Source organism: Streptomyces sp. 4N509B (assembly GCF_052245655.1).
In the GTDB taxonomy this organism is placed as follows: Bacteria; Actinomycetota; Actinomycetes; order Streptomycetales; family Streptomycetaceae; genus Streptomyces.
On sequence record NZ_JBQQBZ010000002.1, the window covers coordinates 333,821 to 352,982 of the forward strand.

A 19,162-nucleotide genomic window follows, 5' to 3' on the forward strand; every position below is an offset into this window, starting at 1 on the left:
GCGGTGGTGGTACGGGGTGGGCGGGCGGTACCACGCTGGTTGCGGTCCGGGCCCCTCCCTCTCCTCACACGGCCGGCTTGCGACCCGTAGGGGTCGGTCCGAGGCTGGAGGCATGCCAGAGCTGCCGGACGTGGAGGGCTTCCGCCGGGTCCTCGCCGAGTACGGGCAGGGGCGGCGGATCGAGGGGGTGGACGTCGCCGACACGGGCGTGCTGCACGGCGTGACGGCGCCGCGGCTGGCGCGTGAGTTGACCGGGCGTCACTTCACGGAGCCCGACCGGCGCGGCAAGTGGCTCCTCGGTCACACGGACGGCGGCGGCGGCGGGGGCGCCGGGAGTGCCAGGGGCGGGAAGGGCAGGGACAGGGACGGCGGGGACGGGGACGGCGGGGACGGGGACGGCGGGGACGGGGACGGCGGGGACGGGGACGGCGGGGACGGGCCGACGGTGATGCTGCACTTCGGGATGACCGGCACCCTCGTCCGCGAGTCCCCCGACGCGCCCGCGCACCCCCACGACCGGGTCACGTTCACCCTCGACGACGACCACCAGCTGCGCTACCGCGACCAGCGCAAGCTCCAGGGCCTGTGGCTCGCCACCTCGAAGGAGGCGGTGGGCCGCGTCATCGGCGACCAGGGGCCGGACGCGCTGGCGCTGCGCGGCGGCGAGCTGGCCTCGGCGCTGGCCGGGCGGCGCGGCAGGATCAAGAGCACCCTGGTGGACCAGTCGGTCGTCGCGGGGCTCGGCAACCTGCTGGGCGACGAGATCCTGTGGCGGGCCCGCGTCCACCCCGACCGGCAGACCAGCCACCTCAGCGACGACGAGCGCCGGCGGCTGGACGCCTCGTTGCGCCGCGTGCTGCGGGAGTCGGTTTCGGCCGGGTACGTGCCGACGCGCCGCAGCTGGCTCACCGGGCGGCGCTACGACGAGGACCCGCGCTGCCCGCGCTGCGACGGGCCCCTGTCGCGGACCCGCACAGCGGGGCGCGCCACGACCTACTGCCCGCGCTGCCAGCCGGCGTGAGACGTCCCGTTCGGCGCGTGGCGCCGCGTGGCCGCACAAGGCGCTGAGGACCGACGCCTCCCCCCACACCGCCCCTGATTGGCTGGAAACGGCCGGCCGCGCGACCCAGATCATTCCTTACGCTGAGAGACGACAGATAAACGCTTTGTGTCGGACACCAGGAGGTTCACGATGAGGCGAATCCTGGCCGCGCTCTCGGTTGGTGCCGTGGTGGCCACGGGAGCGCTCATAACGGCCGCTCCCGCGCAGGCCAGCACCGCCGACTGCGTCGGCTACCTGCACGACGTCGGGTACACGGTGGGGTACGAGGCGGCCTCGGCCTGCGAGATCGCCGAGTTCCAGCTGGGCGGGGCGGTCCTCTGCAACGCCCTGCTACAGAATCTCGGCGTGGCGGAGCGTCACGCTGTCAACGCCTGCACGCTCGGTGCCTCGTGACGACGGACCCGCACCCGACAGGCGAGGACCGGCCAGGCCGACGCGGCGCTACGCGGGCCCGGCGGTGAGCACGCCCGTGGCGCCGTCGAGCTCGACGCGGGTGCCGAACCGGCGGCTCGCCGCGCCGAGCGTGGCGTGGAGCCAGGCCGTCTCCGCGCCGGAGGCGCGGGTCAGGCTCAGCCGCCGCGCCCGCAGCGGCAGCAGCCGGACGTCGCCGGCGAGGCGGCCGGTGTCGCGGTCCAACGGGAGCAGGTAGAGGAGGCGCAGCTCGTCCCGGTACGCCTCGTGGCCGCCGATGCCCTCGTAGTCGTCGACGAGGTCGCCGCAGCCGTAGAGGATCGGCCGACCGCGGTAGATCTCCAGCGGGCGCGGGTGGTGGGAGGAGTGGCCGTGCACGACGTCGACGCCGCCGTCGACCAGCGCGTGCGCGAAGCCGACCTGGTCGGCGGCGACCTCGTAGCCCCAGTTGGAGCCCCAGTGGACGGAGGCGACCACGAGGTCCCCCGGCCGTCTGAGCCGTCGGACGTGGGCGGTGATCCGGGCGGCGGCCCGGCCGGTGAGGCGGGGCACGTACGCGACGCCCGGCCGGCCGGCGCCGGCGGCCCAGCCGGGTGGGACGCCGCTGGACGGGGAGCCGAACGCGAGGACGAGCAGGCGCCGCCCCTCGGGCGCCCCCGGGAGCGGCACCGTGGCGGGCCGCCACGCCTGCGCGGCGTCGCGCCCGGCGCCGGCCGTGCGCAGTCCGGCGCCGGCCAGCGTGTCGAGCGTCTCGGTCAGGCCGGCGCGGCCGAAGTCCAGCACGTGGTTGTTGGCGAGCACGCACACGTCGGGGCGGGCGGCGGTCAGGCAGGGCACGTTGGCGGGGTGCATGCGGTAGTGGACGGCCTTCCCCGGCGCGAAGTCGCCCGCCGTGGTGACGGCCGTCTCCAGGTTCAGCACCCGCACGTCGGGCGCGAACTCGTCCAGCGCGGCCAGCGCCTCGCCCCACGGCCAGTCGTATCCGACGGGCTGGGCCACGGGCCCGCTGACGGACTCCGCCAGCGCCACGTACTCGCGCGCGTCGGGCACGTACGCCTCGCGCAACGCGGGGTCACCGGGGTGCGGCAGCACCTGGTCCACCCCGCGGCCGAGCATCACGTCGCCGCAGAGGAGGAGGCCGAGCACGCCGTCGTCCGAGCCACTCACGCCTTCCAGGCTAAAGGCTGTCCCGCAGTCCCTGGTGGATCAGGGAGCGGCGTCCTGTGGCTTCGACGACAACGCGGCTGGGGGCACCGCCCGGACCCCGGAGGGGTCTGGGGGAGGAAGTCGCAGGGCGTCGCGCGCCCGCCGGGGATTGCGGGACAGCCTTCAGGGCTGTGCCGCCGTGACGGGCGCGCCGTGGGTCGGCCGAGGTCAGGCCGCGCCGCCGGGGCGCGTCAGCCAGCCCGGCGTGATCATGCCGGTCTCGTAGGCGAGGATCACCAGCTGCGCGCGGTCGCGGACGGCCAGCTTCGTCATGATGCGGCTGACGTGCGTCTTGGCCGTGGCGGGGCTCAGGACGAGGCGGCGGGCGATCTCGTCGTTCGTCAGGCCGGCCGCCACCAGGGCCATCACCTCCCGCTCGCGCTCGGTCAGCGCCGCCAGCCGGGGCCCTGGGTCGGGCCGCCGGACCCGGCCGGCGAACTCGGCGATGAGCCGCCGCGTCACGGTCGGGGCGATCAGCGCGTCGCCACGGGCGCAGACCCGGATGCCGCGCAACAGCTCCTCGGGCTCGGTGTCCTTGACGAGGAAGCCGGAGGCGCCGGCGCGCAGCGCGCCGTAGACGTGGTCGTCGACGTCGAAGGTGGTGAGGATGACGACGCGGACGTCGGCCAGCCGCTCGTCGCCGACGATCCGCTCGGTGGCGGTCAGCCCGTCCGTGCCCGGCATGCGGATGTCCATCAGGACGATGTCGGGCCGCAGCGCGCGGGCGAGGGCCACGGCCTCGGCGCCGTCGGACGCCTCGCCGACGACCTCGATGTCCGGCTCGTCGTCGAGGATCGACGCGAAGCCGGCCCGGACCAGCCGCTGGTCGTCCGCGAGGAGGACGCGCACGCGGCGGGGACCGTGGTCGTCGTCCGGGTGCTCAGGCGGCATGGGGAAAGCCTAGAGGCTGTCCCGCGGTCCCCGGTGGCTCAGGGGAGCGGCGTCCTGTGGCTTCGATGGCAAGGCGGAGGAGGAAGGCAGCCTGACGGGCTGACGGGCTGACGGGCTGACGACAACGCGGCCGGCGAGCCCACCGGGGCGGGCCGGGGCGGCCCGTTGGCCCGCGCGAGGAACCGTGACGCGCCGGTCGCGCCGGCCGCCACGCGTCACGGCGCCGCGCCCGGGAACGCGGAGGACCACATTCACTTCTGGGGCCTCGGTGAACGCGTTGTTCACAGTTCAATCAAAGTCTGAGAAGGTCGTCGCTTAGTGCCTCTGGCACCACTGGGGCTGGGAGAAACGCACGTGTACGACGGCGCGGTGAAGGGCCGCGCCGGTCATGTCGTTCGTAGTACCAGAAGGGCCTGGACTCCCATGCGACACATCACATGTGACACCACAGTGCTACCCGAGGCGGTGGAGGAGCACGTCCTCCTACGCCACCTCACCCCCCACGACCGCCGCCTCTTCCGCGTCTTCGGAACGGGACCCGCGCGGCCGGTCTCCGACACCCACATCCACCACGTGATCGAGCGGCACGCCGCCGCGCGGCCCTCCGCGCGCGCCGCCGAGCACCTGAACCGCGCCATCACCTACGGCGAGCTGGACCGGCGGGCCAACGGCCTGGCGGCCCGCCTCGCCCGGCTCGGCGTGCGCCCCGGCGACCGGGTCGCGCTCTTCACCCGCCGCTCGATCCCGATGCTGGTCGGGCTGCTGGCCATCCTCAAGTCCGGCGCCGCGTACGTGCCGCAGGACGTGGGGATCACGCCCGCGGCGCAGCTGCGGCACGTCCTCGCCGCCACGCGGGCGCGCGTGGTGCTCACCGAGTCCGCGCACGCCGACCGCGTCCCGCCGGCCGAAGGGGTCGTCGTCCTGTCCGTCGACGCCGTGACGGACGAGGCCGCGCACCGCGTGGAACGCCGGGCGGGCGAGGAGTGCTACGTGCTCTTCACCTCCGGCACCACCGGCACGCCCAACGGCGTCGCCGTCACCCACGCCAACGTCTGCAACCTCCTCCTCACCGAGCCCGGAGACCTCGGCATCCTGCCCGGCGACCGCGTCGCGCAGATCCTCAACATCGGCTTCGACATGGCCGCCTGGGAGATCCTGGGCGCCCTCAGCCACGGCGCGACCCTCGTCATCCGGGGCCGCGACGTGGCCGCGGCGGCGCGGGCCGCGACCGTCGTCGTCGCCACGCCGACCATCCTCGCCACCCTCGACCCGGCCGCCTGCCCGGCCGTCAGGACGGTGGCCGTCGCAGGGGAGCCGTGCCCGCGTCCGCTCGCCGACCGGTGGGCGGGCGACGGGCGCACCTTCTACAACGGCTGCGGCCCGACCGAGACCACGATCGTCAACACGATGCAGCGGCACACTCCCTCTGCCGCTCGCCTCACCATCGGTCGGCCCACGCCCAACAACACCGTCTACGTCCTCGACGAGCGTCGCCGGCCGTGCCCCATCGGCGAGCCGGGCGAGATGTGGGCGGGCGGCGCCGGCGTCTCGGCCGGGTACCTCGGCAACCCGGGGCTCAACGCCGAGCGGTACGCGCCCGACCCGTACCTGGGGCGGGGGCACGTCATGTTCCGCACCCGGGACCTCGGGCGCTGGATGCCCGACGGCGAGTTGGAGCACCTGGGCAGGACCGACGACCAGGTGAAGATCCGCGGGTTCCGGGTGGAGCTGGACGCCGTCTCCGCCGTCCTGGAGTCCGGCCTGCCGGGCTGCGTCCGGGCCGCCACCGTCAAGCTGGACGACCGGACGCTGGTCTCCTTCGTCGCGCCGGGCCACCTCGCCGGGGACGCGGCGCGCGCGGCCGTCGCGGCGGCGCTGCCGTACTACTGCGTGCCGGCCGCCGTGTACGCCCTCGACGCCCTGCCCCTGACCAGCCGGGGCAAGATCGACAAGACGGCGCTGCGGGCGTACGCCTCCTCCGAGCTGCTTCAGGCGGCGTCGTGACGGCCCCGGTCCAGGCCGCCGCGCCGGCCTCGACGGACGGCGGCGCGGCCCCGCTGCCACCCCCCACGGGGCTGCTCCGGCGAGCGTTCAAGCACCCGCTGCTCATGCACTACAACCGCCTCGTCGCGCTGGTGTGGGCGGTCAACCTCGCCGCCCTGTGGATCGGCCTGCGCGGCGGCGACGGCGACGGCGTCACGGCGCGGTCCGTCTCCCACGCCGCGCTCGCCAACCTCGCCCTCGCGGTCGTCGTCCGCCAGCAGTACGTCATCAACGCGCTGTTCTGGCTGGCCACGCGCGCGCCCACGAACTGGCCGCTGCGCGTGCGCTGGACCCTCGGGAAGGTCTACCACTTCGGTGGACTGCACGTCGGCGGCGCGACCGCCGGCGTGGCGTGGTTCCTGGCCCTGCCGCCGCTCCTCGTGGTCGAGGGGGACGGCGCGCCGGGCGACGTGGTCGCCGTCTCGTCGGTGCTGGCGGCGCTGCTCGTCACCATGGTCGTCACGGCCCTGCCGCCGCTGCGCGCCCGCCACCACGACCTCTTCGAGCGGGCCCACCGCTTCGGGGGCTGGGGCGTGCTGCTGCTGTTCTGGGTGCAGACCGTGCTCGTCGTCGGCGACCGGGGCGAGGCGCCGTGGGCCGCGCCGGAGAGCTGGGTGCTGGCGGTGGTCACGTTCAGCGTCGCGCTGCCCTGGCTGCGGCTGCGGAAGGTCGACGTCGCGATCGAACGGCCCTCCGCCCACGTGGCGTTGGCCCGCTTCGACCACGGCGTCACCCCCTTCGCGGGGTCCTCGACCGCGATCAGCCGCAGCCCGCTCACGGAGTGGCACTCCTTCGCCAACGTCCCGAGCCCCGGGCGGAGCGGCTTCCGCCTGACCATCTCGCGGGCCGGGGACTGGACCGCGTCCTTCATCGACGACGCGCCCGCGCGGGTGTGGGTGAAGGGCATCACCACGGCGGGCGTCGCCAACATCGAGACGCTGTTCCGCCGGGTGGTCTACATCGCGACGGGCAGCGGCATCGGCCCGTGCCTGCCGCACCTGCTGGCGCGTCAGGTGCCCGCCCGCCTCGTCTGGGCCACCCGCACGCCCGAGCGCACCTACGGCGAGGCGCTGGTGGCGGAGATCCGCGCCGTCCAGCCCGGCGCGGTCATCTGGGACACGTCGGAACACGGCAAGCCGGACCTGGTGGCGCTCGCGTACGCCGCGTACCGGGACTTCGGGGCCGAGGCCGTCATCTGCATCTCCAACAAGGCGACCACCTGGCGCGTCGTCCACGGCCTGGAGCGCCGGGGCATCCCGGCGTACGGCGCCATCTGGGACTCGTGACGAGGGCAGGGAAAGGAAGGGAAGGGATCGACATGCCCAACCACATCAAGGTGGAGCGGGAGGGACGGGTCGTCACCGTCCGCCTCCACCGTCCCGAGGTGCTCAACGCCCTCAGCAGCGAGCTGATGACCGAACTGGTCACCACCCTGGCGGCCCTGGACCGGGACCCGGAGGTCGGCTGCTTCCTCCTCACCGGCTCGGAGCGCGCCTTCGCCGCCGGGGCGGACATCCGCGAGATGGCCACCAGGACGGCCGGCGAGATGTTCGCGGAGGACTACTTCGCGGGCTGGGAGGGCTTCACCGCCCTGCGCACGCCGAAGGTCGCCGCGGTCCGTGGCTACGCCCTGGGCGGCGGCTGCGAGCTGGCGATGATGTGCGACCTCGTCATCGCCGCCGACACCGCCGTCTTCGGGCAGCCGGAGATCACGCTCGGGGTGATCCCGGGCATCGGCGGCACGCAGCGCCTGACCCGGCTGGTGGGGAAGGCGAAGGCGATGGACCTCGTCCTCACCGGCCGCACGATGGACGCGGCGGAGGCCGAGCGCAGCGGGCTGGTCTCCCGGGTCGTGCCGGACGCGCGGCTGATGGACGAGGCGGTCGCCGTCGCCCGCACGATCGCGGGGTACGGCAAGTCCGCGACGATGGCGGCCCGCGAGGCCGTTGACCAGGCCCTGGAGGTCGGCCTCGCCGAGGGCGTCCGCTACGAGCGCCGCGTCTTCCACGCGCTGTTCGCGACCGAGGACCAGAAGGAGGGCATGCGCGCCTTCCTGGAGAAGCGCCCGCCGCACTTCACGGGACGCTGACCCGCACCACCGCACACGGCACCACCGCACCACCCCACCACCGCACCACCGCACGGGCGGACGCCGGCCCCGCACCTCAGGGGGCCGGCGTTCGCCGCCCATTCACCAGGCGGCAGTCGGGCCAGCCCCGGAGCCCTGGATTCCCGGAGCCCCAAGGCCCCGGCGCGGTCACGCGGCGTCCGCCTCCCGCGCCGGCAGCGGGGACGGCAGGGGGAGCCGGGCGGTGACCCGGAAGCCCCCGCCCGTGTCCACGGCCGTCAGCTCGCCGCCCAACGCGCGGGCCCGCTCCGCCATCCCGTCGATGCCGCTGCCCGCCTCGGCACCCAGGGACGACGAACCGGGGGCGGGTGTCCGGCCCCGGCCGTCGTCGTCGATGCACAGCCGCAGCTGGCCCGGCTCGTACGCGACGCGCACGACGGCGCGGCGGGCGTCGGCGTGGCGGGTGACGTTGGTCAGCGACTCCTGCACGATGCGGTAGGCCGCGAGGGAGATCTGCGGCGGCAGCGCCTCGGGCTCCGACGGCGCGCCCGTCGTCTCGACAGTGACGTCGAGACCGGTGCCGCGGGCCCGCTCGGCCAGCTCCTCGACGCGGTCCAGCCCGGCGGCGGGGGCGGTGGGCGTCTCCTCGTCGACCTGGCGCAGCACGCCGAGGGTGGCGCGCAGCTCGCGCAGCGCGTCCCGGCTGGAGCCGCGGATCGCCTGGAGCGCGGCGACCAGCTCCGCAGTCTCGCCCGGCCGGCGGGCGCTGCGGTGGATGGCGGCGGCGGCCTGCACGTTGATCAGCGAGATGTTGTGGCCGAGGACGTCGTGGAGCTCGCGGGCGATGCGCAGCCGCTCCTCGGTGGCGGACTGGCGGGCCCGCACGTCGCGCTCGCGTTCGGCGGCGAGGGCGCGCTGCTCGGCCTCGCGCTGGTACGCGTGGCGGACGAGGATCGCGTGTCCGAAGGCGATCACGCCGAGGAACCAGCCCGACAGCAGCAGCACCGCCACCGGCTCGACGTGTCGGTCCTCCTCGAAGTACACGAGCTCGGTGTACATCAGCAGCGCGACGCTCCCGACGGAGATGGTGAGCGCGGCGGCGAAGCGACCGGTGCGGGCCACGAAGTAGAGCGCGACGATGAACGCGACGATCGGGGTGAGCCCGTCGGCCGCGGAGACGGGGTAGTAGAAGGTGGCCGACGCGAGGCAGAGCAGGGCGACGGGGACCGGCCGGCGGCGCACCAGCGCGAGCGAGAGCCAGGCCGCGAGGGAGATCAGCCAGGCGGCGAGGGCGGCCACCCAGCCCCGCTCGTCCTCCACCAGCAGGATGAGCACGCTGTCCGCGGCCATGACGAGGCCGGTGCCCGTCAGGACGCGGTCACGCGTGACCAGGTGGGGCTTCGAGGAGACGGAGGGCGCGGCCATGCAGCCCAGAGTACGTAGGCTGGGGCCAGCGGTGCGGTTCCGCTCATTCCCCGCGTGCGTGTGGTCCATCGCCGTTCGCCCGCCGCCGCCCCGCCTTCGAACGTGATGGTGTTGAGGAGGACAGTCCCCGATGACCGGCTCGACCGGCTCTGCTCCGGAAAGCGATGAGCCCGCGCACGATCCCGAGGTGTTGCAGCTCGCGGCGAAGGTGTTCGACCTGGCCCGGCAGGGCGACACCGACACGGTGGCCGCGTACGTGGACGCCGGCGTGCCGGCGAACCTCAGCACCGACAAGGGCGACACGCTGCTGATGCTGGCCGCCTACCACGGGCACGCCGACACCGTACGGGCGCTGCTCGCGCGCGGCGCGGACGCCTCACGGGCCAACGACCGGGGGCAGACGCCGATCGCCGGCGCCACCTTCAAGGGGGAGGCGGGGGTGGTCCGCGTCCTGCTGGAGGCGGGCGCCGACCCGGCGGCGGGGCAGCCCTCGGCGATCGACACCGCCCGCATGTTCGCCAGGACGGAGCTGCTGGAGCTCTTCGGGGTGTGACTTCGGGGTGTGACGCCGCGGCGCGCGGCCGGCGGCGTGTCGGCACCTCGGAGGCCGGGCACCCGGGTTCCCGGATGCCGGATGCCGGGTGCCCCGGGTCGTGGCCGGACGGCTTGGCGGGCACGGGCCCCAAGCGGTATAACTACGGTATGACCACTCCCGGGCGCGCCGCCAGGGCCGCCAAGATCGCGATCAGCCTCCCGCACGAGCAGCTGGAGTACCTCAGGGCGGCCGAGCAGGCCGGCCGGGGCAGCGTCTCGGGGCACATCCAGCAGCTCATCCAGCGTGAGCGCGAGGCCGCCGACGTCGAGCACACCCTGCGACGGCTCTTCGGCACGCGCGAGCAGCCGACCGCGGAGCACGAGGCGTGGGCCCGGCGCGCCCTCGGCATCGAGGAGCCGGCCGAGACCGGTGCCGGCACGGCGCACGAGCGTGGCGCGGGCGGCACCGGCGCGTGACCGATCCCACGCGCGGCCCCGAGCAGCCCGAGCAGCCCGAACATTCCCAGGAGCCCCAGCAGCCGGAACAACCCCGGCGGCCCGAGCCGCCGAGCGCCCCGGGCGACCCGGGTACCGGCGAGGACGTCGGAACGGGGGCCGCACCCGGGGTTCGCGGCATCGGCGGGCGAATTCTGGACACCACCGCCCTCGTCGACGCGGCCCGCGGCGGCCTGGCCATGCAGGCCCTCTTCCGCCTCGCGCACCAGCACGTCATCCCGCTGCTCGCCCCGGCCACGTGCGTCGCCGACGCCGCCGCCGAACTCCACCCCCACGGCAGGGACGCCCTGACCGCCATACTCCGCTTCCCGCTGGTCACCCTCGCCAGCCTCGACGAGCCGCAGGCCGTCGGCTCCGGCATCCTGCGCTCCGCCCACCGCCCGGCCGCCACGACCGCCGGCCACGTCGCGTACCTCGCCGCCGCCCGCCAGTGGCCCGTGATCACCGCCGCCCCCGAGCCACTGCGGGCGCTCTATCCCGACATCGAGGTACAGACACTGCCGTAAGGCCATCGGGAGGCGCCCGCGATCTCTCGCGAGCGTCCAGGTTGTCCTATCCCGCCTCAATCGGCCATCTGATAACTTCGGCATTCAAATACCCTGGGGATCAGATGGTTGGTATGTCCGTTTTTCTTTACGTGGCGCACCACGGGCCCGTGCAGCTGCTGCGGGTGTAGCGCCCAAGTCCGCCGGCTTGGCGCGTTTCCCCGTAGACACCTTCAGCATCACAAGGCAGGAAGACTCTCATGGGTTCGAAGAACACGAAGGCGAAGGCGGCTGAGCGCCGCGCCCGAATAGAAGAGATGCGCCGCGCCGAGCAGGCCCGCGAGCGCCGCGCCAGGATTCTCACCATAACGGCGGTCGTCACCGTCGTCGTCGCCATACTCCTCGGCGGCGGCCTTCTCTGGTGGTCGACCGAGGAGGACCAGCGGGCCGAGGAGGAGGCGAGGACGCAGCCGGTCCAGGGCGAGGAGAGCTGGGACGACCTCGGCCGCAACCACGTCGAGGGCACCGTGGACTATCCCATGAGCCCTCCCGCCGGCGGCGACCACAGCGCGGTGTGGCTGGACTGCAACGCCACCGTCTACGACGAACCCGTCACCAACGAGCAGGCCGTTCACGGCCTGGAGCACGGCGCGGTCTGGGTCACCTACACCGATCAGGCCAGCGAGGAGGACCTCGCCACGCTCCGCGAGAGGGTCGAGAACACCCCGTACTCGTTCATGTCGCCCTACCAGGACCAGGACTCGCCGATCACGCTCACGGCCTGGGGCCACCAGCTGGACGTGGACGACGCCAACGACAAGCGGGTGGGCACCTTCTTCGCCCGCTACGTCCAGGGCGAGCAGACCCCGGAGCCCGGCGCCACCTGCTCCAACCCCGACAGCCTGTGACGACCGGCTGACCCGCCCAGGCACCCGGTCACCAGGCACCAGGCACCAGGCACCAAGCCACCGAGAACGACCACCGAGAAGTAAGCATCAAGCCACCACGACCGACACCGAACCGACCACCCCGTCACCGACCACCCCGAGGACGACGACCGAGTGACTGACGACGGCACGACCCGAGACGGAACGACCACCCCCGCCCGCTCGCGCGGCTGGTGGCTGGCGGCCGGAGCGAGCCTCGCCGTCGTCAGTCTGCTCCTGCTGGTCCTCTCCGTGGCGGCCGGGGACGACGAGGCGGGGGCCGGCCCGGCGCCGCCCCCCACGTCGGACTCCGCGGACGCCGGCTTCGCCAGGGACATGGCCATCCACCACCAGCAGGGCGTGGACATGTCCTTCGTCATCCGCGAGGGGACCGAGAACGAGGACGTGCGCCGTCTCGCGTACGACATCATCAACACCCAGGCCAACCAGCGCGGCATGCTGCTGGCCCTGCTGGAGACCTGGGACCTGCCGATCGCCGGCGAGGAGCCGCTGATGGCCTGGATGGCGGAGTCCACGGGCGACGGCGACGAGGAGTCGGGCGGCGCGCACGGCTCCCACGGCGACCACGGGGAGTTCGCGGACTTCGAGCCGCACGACGGGGCGCTCATGCCCGGCATGGCCACCGACACCCAGCTCGCGGAGCTGCGGGAGGCCGAGGGCACCGAGGCCGAGATCCTCTTCCTCCAGCTCATGACCGCCCACCACGAGGCCGGCGTCGAGATGGCCAGGGCCGCCGCCGAGATGGGCACGGACGAGGAGCTCGTCTCGCTGGCCGACTCCATGGTCAGCAGCCAGGAGTCGGAGATCACCCTGATGACGGAGATGCTCGCCGACCGCGACGCCGAGCCCCTGCCGTAGTCGACCGCGGCCGTCGACCAGAGCCGTCAGCCAGAGCCGTCAGCCAGCTCCCGTCAGCCAGAGTCGGCCAGACCCTCAGAGGTCCTAGCGCAGGCCCTTCGGGCCGCGCAGCCGCTCCATCTCGCGGCGGTCCCGCTTCGTCGGACGGCCGGCGCCCCGGTCGCGGATGCCCGCGGGGGCGACGGCCTCGCGGGGCGGTGGCGGCGGGCTGTTGTCGAGGTAGCACTCGGCGGCGACGGGGGCGCCCACCCGCTTGCGGATGATCCGTCTGACCTTGACGACGCGCTCACGCCCGGCGTGGAAGAGCCGGATCTCGTCGCCGACCCGGATGGGGTGGGCGGGCTTGACGCGGTCGCCGTTGACGCGGACGTGGCCACCGCGGCAGGCGGTGGCGGCCAGCGAACGCGTCTTCGTCAGGCGCACGGACCAGATCCAGCTGTCGACGCGGACCGACTCGCCGGCCTGCTGCGCGGTGTCAACGGCATCCATGGGTCCGACTGTGCCACGGATCGGCACGGACCGGCGCGGGGATTACGCGACGCGCGCGGCGGCCCGCAGCGTCCCACGACAGCCGACAACGGCCGACGACGCCCCGCGACAGCCCACGGCGGCCCGCACGGGTCGTCGCGGGCCGCCGTGGGCCGTCGCCCCCCGGCCGGTGACCCGGCCGAGGCGGCGGTGTCAGGAGGAGAGCGAGGCTGGGCTGCGCTCGTCGCGCCGCGGGCCCCCGTCCGCCGGCCCGTCCGCCGGCTCGGCCGCCGGCCCGCCGGTCGGCCCCTCCGTCGGCTGGGCCCGCGCCGCCTCCGCGTCCGAGGGCCCGCCCCGCAGCGGCTCCTCGCGGACGAACAGCGCGGCCACGAACGCCACCACCGCGAAGCCGGCCGCGAAGAGGAACGACGCGTTGATGCCCTCGGCCACCGCGAACTGGTACGCCTCCCGAGCCGCCGCCGGCAGCGCCGCCAGCGCGTCGGCCGTCAGCTGCGCCGACTCCGAGACCGCCCCCGCGGCCACCTCGCCGCCGCCCGCGTCCCCGCCGCCGCCCGCCATCGTCGCCTCCACCTCACGGGTGAAGAGCGCGCCCATCAGCGCCGTGCCGAAGGACATGCCGAGCGTGCGGCAGAGCGTCGTCGTGGAGGACGCCACGCCCATGTCCCTGGGCTCCACGCTGTTCTGCGCGATGAGCATCGTGATCTGCATCAGGAAGCCCATGCCGGCGCCGAGCACCGCCATGAACAGGCCCGAGGTCAGGCGCGAGGTGCCGGTGTCCATCTGGGAGAGCAGCGCGAGCCCGACCACCATCAGCGCCCCGCCGGCGATCGGGAAGGCCCGGTACCGGCCGGTGTCGGTCGTGATCCGCCCCGAGACGAGCGAGACGATCATCATCGACAGCAGCATCGGCAGCAGCAGGAGCCCGGAGTTGGTGGCGGAGGCGCCCTGCACGGCCTGCTGGAAGAGCGGCAGGTAGAGCGTGCCGCCGAACATCGCGAAGCCGACGACGAAGCCGATCACCGACACGAGCGCGAAGTTCCGGCTGCGGAACATGTGCAGCGGCACCAGCGGCTCGGCGACGCGGGTCTCCGCGTAGAGGAACGCGGCCAGCGCCGCGGCTCCCGCCACCGCCAGGCCGACGATGACCGGCGAGCCCCACGCGTACTCCGTGCCGCCCCAGGTCGTCAGCAGCACGACGGAGGTGATGCCGATGGTCAGCAGCACCACGCCGACGTAGTCGATGGACACCCGCCGCTCCCGCTTCGGCAGGTGCAGCACGAGCGTGACCATGGTGAGTGCGACGGCGCCGAGCGGGAGGTTGATGTAGAACGTCCAGCGCCAGCCCCAGTGGTCGGTGATGAAGCCGCCGACCGCGGGGCCGCCGATCATCGCCGCCGCCATCGCGGAGGCGAACATGCCCTGGTACCGACCGCGCTCCCGCGGCGGGATGAGGTCGCCGATGATCGCCAGCGCGCCGACGATGAGGCCACCCGCGCCCAGGCCCTGCACCGCGCGGAACGCGATGAGCTGCGCCATGTCCTGCGCGAGGCCGGAGAGCGCCGAGCCCAGCAGGAAGATGGCGATGGACGTCAGGAACGCGCCCTTGCGGCCGTAGAGGTCGCCGACCTTGCCCCAGACGGGGGTGGCGACGGCGGTGGCGAGGGTGTACGCGGTGACGACCCACGAGAGGTGTGCCATGCCGCCGAGCTCGCCCACGATCGTGGGCATGGCGGTGCCGATGATCATGTTGTCGAGCATCGCGAGCAGGAACGAGATGATGAGCGCCGTCAGGACGACGCGGATGCTGCGCTGCTTCGGCCCGCCGGAGCCGTCCGGCGCGCCCGCCGCGCCCGCCGCGCCGGGCTCCACGTTCTTCGCGGGCTCCACGTTCTCGATGGGTTCGACGTTGTCGCCGCGCTCGCTGGACTCGGGCTGCTGCCCGGACCGGCTCTTCCCGGGCCGCGCCGTCTGTGACATGAAACCTTCCCCAAAGCTTACTTGCCGACCGGCTAGTGAGTACGCTGGGACAGTAGACCGGCTACTAGCCGGCCGTCAAGTAAAACGTGAGCAATACGCGAGCCAGACTCGACCGGCACTCAAGGGCAGGGAGCACGACACGATGGGCAGCACGCGCCAACCGCGCAGGTCGGACACGAGGCAGCGCATCCAGGACGTCGCCCTGGAGCTCTTCGCCGAGCAGGGGTACGAGAAGACCTCGCTGCGCGAGATCGCCGAGCGGCTCGACGTGACCAAGGCCGCGCTGTACTACCACTTCAGGACCAAGGAGGACATCCTCGCCAGCGTCTTCGAGGACGTCGCCCGCCCCATCGACGAGCTGATCGAGTGGGCCCGCCCCCAGCCGCGCGACCTCGCCACCGGCACGGAGGTGCTGCGCCGCTACGGCGAGCTGATGGACCGCGCCGCCCCCCTGTTCCGCTTCCTCCACGAGAACCAGGCGGCCGTGCGCGAGCTGCGCATCGGCGAGGGCTTCAAGGAGCGCTCGATCGCGCTGGTCAGGCTGCTGCTGCCCGAGCACGCCACGCCCGTGGACCAGGTCCGTTGCCTGAGCGCCCTGTTCACGCTCCATTCGCGGATGTTCGCGCTCCGACACCTCCTCTCCGACCCCGAGGAGCAGCGCACGGCCGCGCTCGCCGTCGCCGTCGAACTCATCACGGCGGCCCACGCCACGGACGCCCACGCCACGTCGGCCCACGCCACGGACGCCCACGTCACGGACGCCGCCCCCGTTCCCGCCCCCGCCCCTCCGCCGTCGTCCCCGCCCGTCTCCGCCTGACGCCCTGGCGAGGCCCCGGCGAGGCCCCGCCCGGCCCGTCACCTCCCGGTGGCACGATGGGCCGCATGACGGATGCAACGGACACCAGGGACACGATGAGGGCCGTCTTCTACCGCCGTTACGGCGGCCCCGAGGTGCTGGAACTCGGCGAGCTGCCGATGCCGAAGGTCGGGCCCGACTCGGTGTTGGTGCGCGTCGCGGCGGCGGGCGTCAACCCCGTCGACTGGAAGGCCCGCAGCGGCTACCTCGACCCGATACTCGACACGGTCTTCCCCGTGGTGCCCGGCTGGGACGTGGCCGGCACGGTCGTCGCGCTGGGCGCCGACACCCCCGAGTTCCGCGTCGGCGACGAGGTGATGGGCTACGTCCGCAAGGACGCACTCGCGGGCGGCACCTGCGCGGAGTTCGTCGCGGCGCCCGTCCGCACGCTCGCGCACCGGCCGGCCGCGCTCGGCGTCGAGGCGGCGGCGGGGCTGCCGCTCGCCGGCCTGACGGCGTACCAGGCGGTGGTGGCGACGGGCGTGACGAGCGGGGACACGGTGCTGGTCCACGGCGCGGCGGGCGGCGTCGGCGGTTTCGCGACACAGCTCGCCCGCCACCGCGGCGCCCGCGTGATCGGCACGGCCAGCACCCGCAACCACGAGCGGCTGCGCGCGTTCGGCGCCGAGCCCGTGACGTACGGGGACGGCCTGGTCGAGCGGGTGCGGGAGCTGGCGCCCGGCGGGGTCGACGTCGTGCTCGACCTCGTCGGCGGCGGGGCCGTCAGCACCACGCCCGAGGTGATGAGGGACGGCGGCCGGGTGCTGTCGATCGCGGACGGCTCCGTGACCGAGTTCGGCGGGCGGGTGCTGTGGGTCCGCCCGGACCCCGAGGACCTGCGGGAGCTCGGCCGGCTGGCCGTCGAGGGCGTGGTGCGCGTCGACGTCGCGGCGACGTTCCCGCTGGAGCGCACGGCCGACGCCCACACCCTCAGCGCCGAGGGCCACACCGCCGGCAAGATCGTCGTCACCGTTCCCTGAGCCCCCGGGCTGAACGGAGGGGGTGTCGCCGTTGACATGCAGCCGCACGGCTGCCTAACGTGGCAGGCGTCAGGCAGCCGGACGGCTGCATGTCGTGTGCTCGCTCCCGCGACGGCGGGTCGGGCCGGACGGCGGACGGGGTGGAGGAGCTGGACGAGGTGTTCAGGGCGCTGGCGGACCCGAGCCGGCGCCGGCTGCTCGACAGCCTGAACGCGCGCAACGGGCAGAGCCTGCGGGAGCTCTGTTCGGGTCTCGACATGGCGCGTCAGTCCGTCAGCAAGCACCTGGCGGTCCTTGAGGCCGCGAACCTCGTCACCACCGCCCGTCGCGGCCGGGAGAAGCTGCACTATCTCAACGCGGCCCCGATCAACGCCGTCGCGGAGCGCTGGATCCACCCGTACGACCGCGCGCGAGCGCGGGCACTCGCCGACCTCACGACGGCATTGGAGCACCCACCCATGAACGACACCCCGACCCCGGCCACCGTCCCCTCGCCCACCGCGTTCGTCTACGTCACGTACATCCGCACCACGCCGGAACGCCTCTGGCAGGCGCTGACGGACCCCGCCTTCACCCGCCGGTACTGGGGCGTGACGTTCGAGTCGGGCTGGACCCCGGGCTCGACCATGACGTGGGAGCAGGGCGGCGAGACCATCTCCGACCCCGAGCAGGTCATCCTGGAGGCCGAGCCCTACCGCCGCCTCGCCTACACCTGGCACACCTTCACACCCGGCTGGGCACGGGCCGCCGGGGTCGACGAGGAGACCCTCGCCGCCATCGCCGCGGAGCCGAGGTCGAAGGTCGCCTTCGAGATCGAGCCCCAGGGCGGCGACGTCGGGGAGAGCGGGGGCGGCGTGGACGGCGAGAAGGTGAAGCTGACCGTCATCCACGACGGCTTCGCGCCGGACAGCACCGTGCTGGGGATGGTCAGCCAGGGCTGGCCCGAGCTGCTCTCTGACCTCAAGACGCTCCTGGAGACCACGACCGAGCACGACCAGGACCAGCGCGTGGCCTGAGGAGTTCGCCTCGCGAGCACCAACCGGCGGACACGACGGCGGGGCTCGATTCGAGCGAACCGTCTCGGATGGAGTACTCAGGGTTGACCGGATGACTGGACCGCTTCCTCCCGGTGGCATCACGCCCGACCTGGCGGAACTCGAAACCCGCTGGGCGGGCTCGTGGCGCCCCGACCAGGTCGCCAGCCGCCTGATCGGGGTTCGCGCGCCCTGGTACGTCGCTGCCGGTTGGGCTCTGGATCTCTTCAGAGGTGAGCAGACCCGGGAACACGGTGACATCGAGATCGCGGTCCCGGCCGCGCGCTTCCCGGAGATCGAGGAATGCTTTCCCGAGTGCGAGTTCGAGTTCGACGCCGTGGGCTTTGGCCAGATATGGGAGAAGGCATCGCCCGAAGCGTTGAACCTCACGCATCAGACGTGGTTGCGCGACCCCACGACCGGCCGCTACCTGCTCGACGTCTTCCGTGAGCCCCACGACGGGGAGACGTGGATCTGTCGGAGAGACCCGGCGATCCGCCTGCCATACGCCGAGATCATCGGCCGGACACCCAGCGGGGTTCCCTACCTGGTCCCCGAGCTCGTCCTGCTGTTCAAGGCTCGCCAGGTCCGTCCGAAGGACCAGGAAGACTTCGATGCCACAGTGCCGCTCCTGACCAACCTCCAGCGGGACACCCTGGCCGACCACCTTGCCCGGCTCTATCCCGACCACGCGTGGCTCGCGGCTCTCAGGTGAGTACCCGGTCGAAGACCTCCAGGATCACGACCTACGGCTGGAGTGCTGAGGGCCGTCCGGCCTCGTCAGCGGGACCGCCAGCCACGCCTCGACCGTTTCCTCGACGGTGTCCGCGTCCCCGTCCGTGTCCCCGTCCGCGTTCGCGTCCACGCTGGTCGGCTCGCCGCCGAGGGCGGCGGCCAGGCGGACGCTCGCGACGTTGTCGGGCGTGGTCCGCCACAGCAGCCGGCGGAAGCCGGCGTCGCGGGCGCGCTCCAGCAGCAGCGCGACGACGGCGCGACCCACGCCCCGGCCACGGTGGGAGCGTCCCAGCCACAGCCCCGCCTCGGCCTCCGACCCGCTGCCCCCTTCGGACAGCGGGCAGAGGCGCGCCGCCCCCACCACCGTCTGACCGCCGTCGCCCTCCCCGACGAGCACGGCGAACGTCGTCTCCACCGGCCGCGCCGCCAGCGACCGCGACCGGTGGAACCGCAGGAACGCCGCCCGGCGCTCCCCGGTCCACGCGCCAGGATCCGGGCCCGGGACGGGCGGCATCACCTCCAGCGGATCGGCGTCCGCCACCGCCGCCGCCAACAGCCGCCCGAGCAGCCCCTCGTCGAGCCGACGCAACGTCACTGCTGTTTCGCTATCCATCGCGTCATCCTCCCTCAGCCGCCCAGGCGCC

20 protein-coding genes are annotated in these 19,162 nt (G+C 73.7%); 14 read left to right on the forward strand and 6 right to left on the reverse strand.

Going from position 1 to position 19,162, the window contains the following annotated elements:
* Positions 1-112: 112 nt before the first annotated feature.
* Together ACTWP5_RS03680 and ACTWP5_RS03685 are read left to right on the forward strand one after the other, a co-directional pair.
* The gene (locus ACTWP5_RS03680; protein ID WP_443219216.1) at positions 113-1,021 is read left to right on the forward strand and encodes an Fpg/Nei family DNA glycosylase; all 909 of its coding nucleotides are present in this window, start codon (positions 113-115) and stop codon (positions 1,019-1,021) included.
* Positions 1,022-1,192: 171 nt separating this feature from the next.
* The gene (locus tag ACTWP5_RS03685; protein ID WP_443219217.1) at positions 1,193-1,456 is read left to right on the forward strand and encodes a hypothetical protein; all 264 of its coding nucleotides are present in this window, start codon (positions 1,193-1,195) and stop codon (positions 1,454-1,456) included.
* A 48-nt stretch (positions 1,457-1,504) separates the two neighbouring features.
* Here the strand turns inward: ACTWP5_RS03685 and ACTWP5_RS03690 are convergent, their stop codons facing one another.
* Positions 1,505-2,641 carry a CapA family protein gene (locus ACTWP5_RS03690; protein WP_443219218.1) on the reverse strand — a complete coding sequence of 379 codons (1,137 nt, stop codon included), beginning with the start codon at positions 2,639-2,641 and terminating at the stop codon, positions 1,505-1,507.
* Between the two features lie 207 nt (positions 2,642-2,848).
* Entirely contained in the window at positions 2,849-3,571 is a 723-nt protein-coding gene (locus tag ACTWP5_RS03695) for a response regulator (protein ID WP_443219219.1), read from the reverse strand.
* 423 nt (positions 3,572-3,994) lie between these two features.
* Here ACTWP5_RS03695 and ACTWP5_RS03700 point away from each other — a divergent pair, with 423 nt between their 5' ends.
* The 3 genes from ACTWP5_RS03700 to ACTWP5_RS03710 are packed head-to-tail and all read left to right on the forward strand — an operon-like array spanning position 3,995 to position 7,703.
* Positions 3,995-5,575, forward strand: a complete 1,581-nt coding sequence (locus ACTWP5_RS03700) for an amino acid adenylation domain-containing protein (protein ID WP_443219220.1) — start codon at positions 3,995-3,997, stop codon at positions 5,573-5,575.
* Positions 5,572-6,900, forward strand: a complete 1,329-nt coding sequence (locus tag ACTWP5_RS03705) for a hypothetical protein (protein WP_443219221.1) — start codon at positions 5,572-5,574, stop codon at positions 6,898-6,900. Before ACTWP5_RS03700 ends, ACTWP5_RS03705 begins: the two co-directional genes overlap by 4 nt.
* A gap of 32 nt (positions 6,901-6,932) precedes the next feature.
* Positions 6,933-7,703: an enoyl-CoA hydratase-related protein gene (locus ACTWP5_RS03710; protein WP_443219222.1), complete on the forward strand. Its 771-nt coding sequence runs from the start codon at positions 6,933-6,935 to the stop codon at positions 7,701-7,703.
* Positions 7,704-7,871: 168 nt separating this feature from the next.
* Here ACTWP5_RS03710 and ACTWP5_RS03715 read toward each other — a convergent pair whose 3' ends face one another.
* Positions 7,872-9,107, reverse strand: a complete 1,236-nt coding sequence (locus ACTWP5_RS03715; RefSeq protein ID WP_443219223.1) for a sensor histidine kinase — start codon at positions 9,105-9,107, stop codon at positions 7,872-7,874.
* 130 nt (positions 9,108-9,237) lie between these two features.
* On the opposite strand from ACTWP5_RS03715, the gene ACTWP5_RS03720 reads away from it, so the two are divergent.
* The 5 genes from ACTWP5_RS03720 (at position 9,238) to ACTWP5_RS03740 (ending at position 12,447) form a co-directional block, all read left to right on the forward strand.
* A complete protein-coding gene (locus ACTWP5_RS03720; protein WP_443219224.1) occupies positions 9,238-9,660 on the forward strand; it encodes an ankyrin repeat domain-containing protein in 423 nt (140 codons plus the stop codon).
* A 149-nt stretch (positions 9,661-9,809) separates the two neighbouring features.
* Positions 9,810-10,118, forward strand: a complete 309-nt coding sequence (locus ACTWP5_RS03725; protein ID WP_443219225.1) for a hypothetical protein — start codon at positions 9,810-9,812, stop codon at positions 10,116-10,118.
* On the forward strand, positions 10,115-10,663 hold the full coding sequence (locus ACTWP5_RS03730) for a hypothetical protein (RefSeq protein WP_443219226.1): 549 nt from the start codon (positions 10,115-10,117) through the stop codon (positions 10,661-10,663). Before ACTWP5_RS03725 ends, ACTWP5_RS03730 begins: the two co-directional genes overlap by 4 nt.
* Before the next feature lie 239 nt (positions 10,664-10,902).
* Complete coding sequence (locus ACTWP5_RS03735) at positions 10,903-11,550, forward strand: DUF3105 domain-containing protein (protein WP_443219227.1); 648 nt, start codon at positions 10,903-10,905, stop codon at positions 11,548-11,550.
* A gap of 153 nt (positions 11,551-11,703) precedes the next feature.
* The gene (locus ACTWP5_RS03740) at positions 11,704-12,447 is read left to right on the forward strand and encodes a DUF305 domain-containing protein (protein WP_443219228.1); all 744 of its coding nucleotides are present in this window, start codon (positions 11,704-11,706) and stop codon (positions 12,445-12,447) included.
* 84 nt (positions 12,448-12,531) lie between these two features.
* On the opposite strand, the gene ACTWP5_RS03745 is transcribed toward ACTWP5_RS03740, so the two are convergent.
* Both ACTWP5_RS03745 and ACTWP5_RS03750 read right to left on the reverse strand, forming a co-directional pair.
* Positions 12,532-12,963: an RNA-binding S4 domain-containing protein gene (locus tag ACTWP5_RS03745; RefSeq protein ID WP_443219229.1), complete on the reverse strand. Its 432-nt coding sequence runs from the start codon at positions 12,961-12,963 to the stop codon at positions 12,532-12,534.
* Between the two features lie 165 nt (positions 12,964-13,128).
* Positions 13,129-14,913 carry a DHA2 family efflux MFS transporter permease subunit gene (locus ACTWP5_RS03750; protein ID WP_443219230.1) on the reverse strand — a complete coding sequence of 595 codons (1,785 nt, stop codon included), beginning with the start codon at positions 14,911-14,913 and terminating at the stop codon, positions 13,129-13,131.
* A gap of 142 nt (positions 14,914-15,055) precedes the next feature.
* Here ACTWP5_RS03750 and ACTWP5_RS03755 point away from each other — a divergent pair, with 142 nt between their 5' ends.
* The 4 genes from ACTWP5_RS03755 to ACTWP5_RS03770 all read left to right on the forward strand — a co-directional run bounded on the left by ACTWP5_RS03755 (position 15,056) and on the right by ACTWP5_RS03770 (position 18,498).
* Positions 15,056-15,730 (forward strand): TetR/AcrR family transcriptional regulator, encoded by a 675-nt coding sequence (locus ACTWP5_RS03755; RefSeq protein ID WP_443219231.1) that lies wholly within the window; start codon positions 15,056-15,058, stop codon positions 15,728-15,730.
* Between the two features lie 95 nt (positions 15,731-15,825).
* Positions 15,826-16,749 (forward strand): NADP-dependent oxidoreductase, encoded by a 924-nt coding sequence (locus ACTWP5_RS03760; protein ID WP_443219341.1) that lies wholly within the window; start codon positions 15,826-15,828, stop codon positions 16,747-16,749.
* 89 nt (positions 16,750-16,838) lie between these two features.
* A complete protein-coding gene (locus ACTWP5_RS03765) occupies positions 16,839-17,765 on the forward strand; it encodes an ArsR/SmtB family transcription factor (protein ID WP_443219232.1) in 927 nt (308 codons plus the stop codon).
* A gap of 91 nt (positions 17,766-17,856) precedes the next feature.
* Positions 17,857-18,498 (forward strand): nucleotidyltransferase domain-containing protein, encoded by a 642-nt coding sequence (locus ACTWP5_RS03770; protein WP_443219233.1) that lies wholly within the window; start codon positions 17,857-17,859, stop codon positions 18,496-18,498.
* 24 nt (positions 18,499-18,522) lie between these two features.
* On the opposite strand, the gene ACTWP5_RS03775 is transcribed toward ACTWP5_RS03770, so the two are convergent.
* A complete protein-coding gene (locus tag ACTWP5_RS03775; RefSeq protein WP_443219234.1) occupies positions 18,523-19,131 on the reverse strand; it encodes a GNAT family N-acetyltransferase in 609 nt (202 codons plus the stop codon).
* Between the last annotated feature and the right edge of the window lie 31 nt (positions 19,132-19,162).

Excerpts from the sequence above, each read along its gene's own strand:
- ACTWP5_RS03755 (WP_443219231.1), top strand. The coding sequence starts at position 15,056 with ATGGGCAGCACGCGCCAACCGCGCAGGTCGGACACGAGGCAGCGCATC.
- ACTWP5_RS03680 (WP_443219216.1), top strand. The coding sequence starts at position 113 with ATGCCAGAGCTGCCGGACGTGGAGGGCTTCCGCCGGGTCCTCGCCGAG.
- ACTWP5_RS03695 (WP_443219219.1), bottom strand. The coding sequence starts at position 3,571 with ATGCCGCCTGAGCACCCGGACGACGACCACGGTCCCCGCCGCGTGCGC.
- ACTWP5_RS03720 (WP_443219224.1), top strand. The coding sequence starts at position 9,238 with ATGACCGGCTCGACCGGCTCTGCTCCGGAAAGCGATGAGCCCGCGCAC.
- ACTWP5_RS03685 (WP_443219217.1), top strand. The coding sequence starts at position 1,193 with ATGAGGCGAATCCTGGCCGCGCTCTCGGTTGGTGCCGTGGTGGCCACG.
- ACTWP5_RS03765 (WP_443219232.1), top strand. The coding sequence starts at position 16,839 with ATGTCGTGTGCTCGCTCCCGCGACGGCGGGTCGGGCCGGACGGCGGAC.
- ACTWP5_RS03775 (WP_443219234.1), bottom strand. The coding sequence starts at position 19,131 with ATGGATAGCGAAACAGCAGTGACGTTGCGTCGGCTCGACGAGGGGCTG.
- ACTWP5_RS03700 (WP_443219220.1), top strand. The coding sequence starts at position 3,995 with ATGCGACACATCACATGTGACACCACAGTGCTACCCGAGGCGGTGGAG.
- ACTWP5_RS03735 (WP_443219227.1), top strand. The coding sequence starts at position 10,903 with ATGGGTTCGAAGAACACGAAGGCGAAGGCGGCTGAGCGCCGCGCCCGA.
- ACTWP5_RS03710 (WP_443219222.1), top strand. The coding sequence starts at position 6,933 with ATGCCCAACCACATCAAGGTGGAGCGGGAGGGACGGGTCGTCACCGTC.
- ACTWP5_RS03725 (WP_443219225.1), top strand. The coding sequence starts at position 9,810 with ATGACCACTCCCGGGCGCGCCGCCAGGGCCGCCAAGATCGCGATCAGC.
- ACTWP5_RS03750 (WP_443219230.1), bottom strand. The coding sequence starts at position 14,913 with ATGTCACAGACGGCGCGGCCCGGGAAGAGCCGGTCCGGGCAGCAGCCC.
- ACTWP5_RS03715 (WP_443219223.1), bottom strand. The coding sequence starts at position 9,107 with ATGGCCGCGCCCTCCGTCTCCTCGAAGCCCCACCTGGTCACGCGTGAC.
- ACTWP5_RS03770 (WP_443219233.1), top strand. The coding sequence starts at position 17,857 with ATGACTGGACCGCTTCCTCCCGGTGGCATCACGCCCGACCTGGCGGAA.
- ACTWP5_RS03760 (WP_443219341.1), top strand. The coding sequence starts at position 15,826 with ATGAGGGCCGTCTTCTACCGCCGTTACGGCGGCCCCGAGGTGCTGGAA.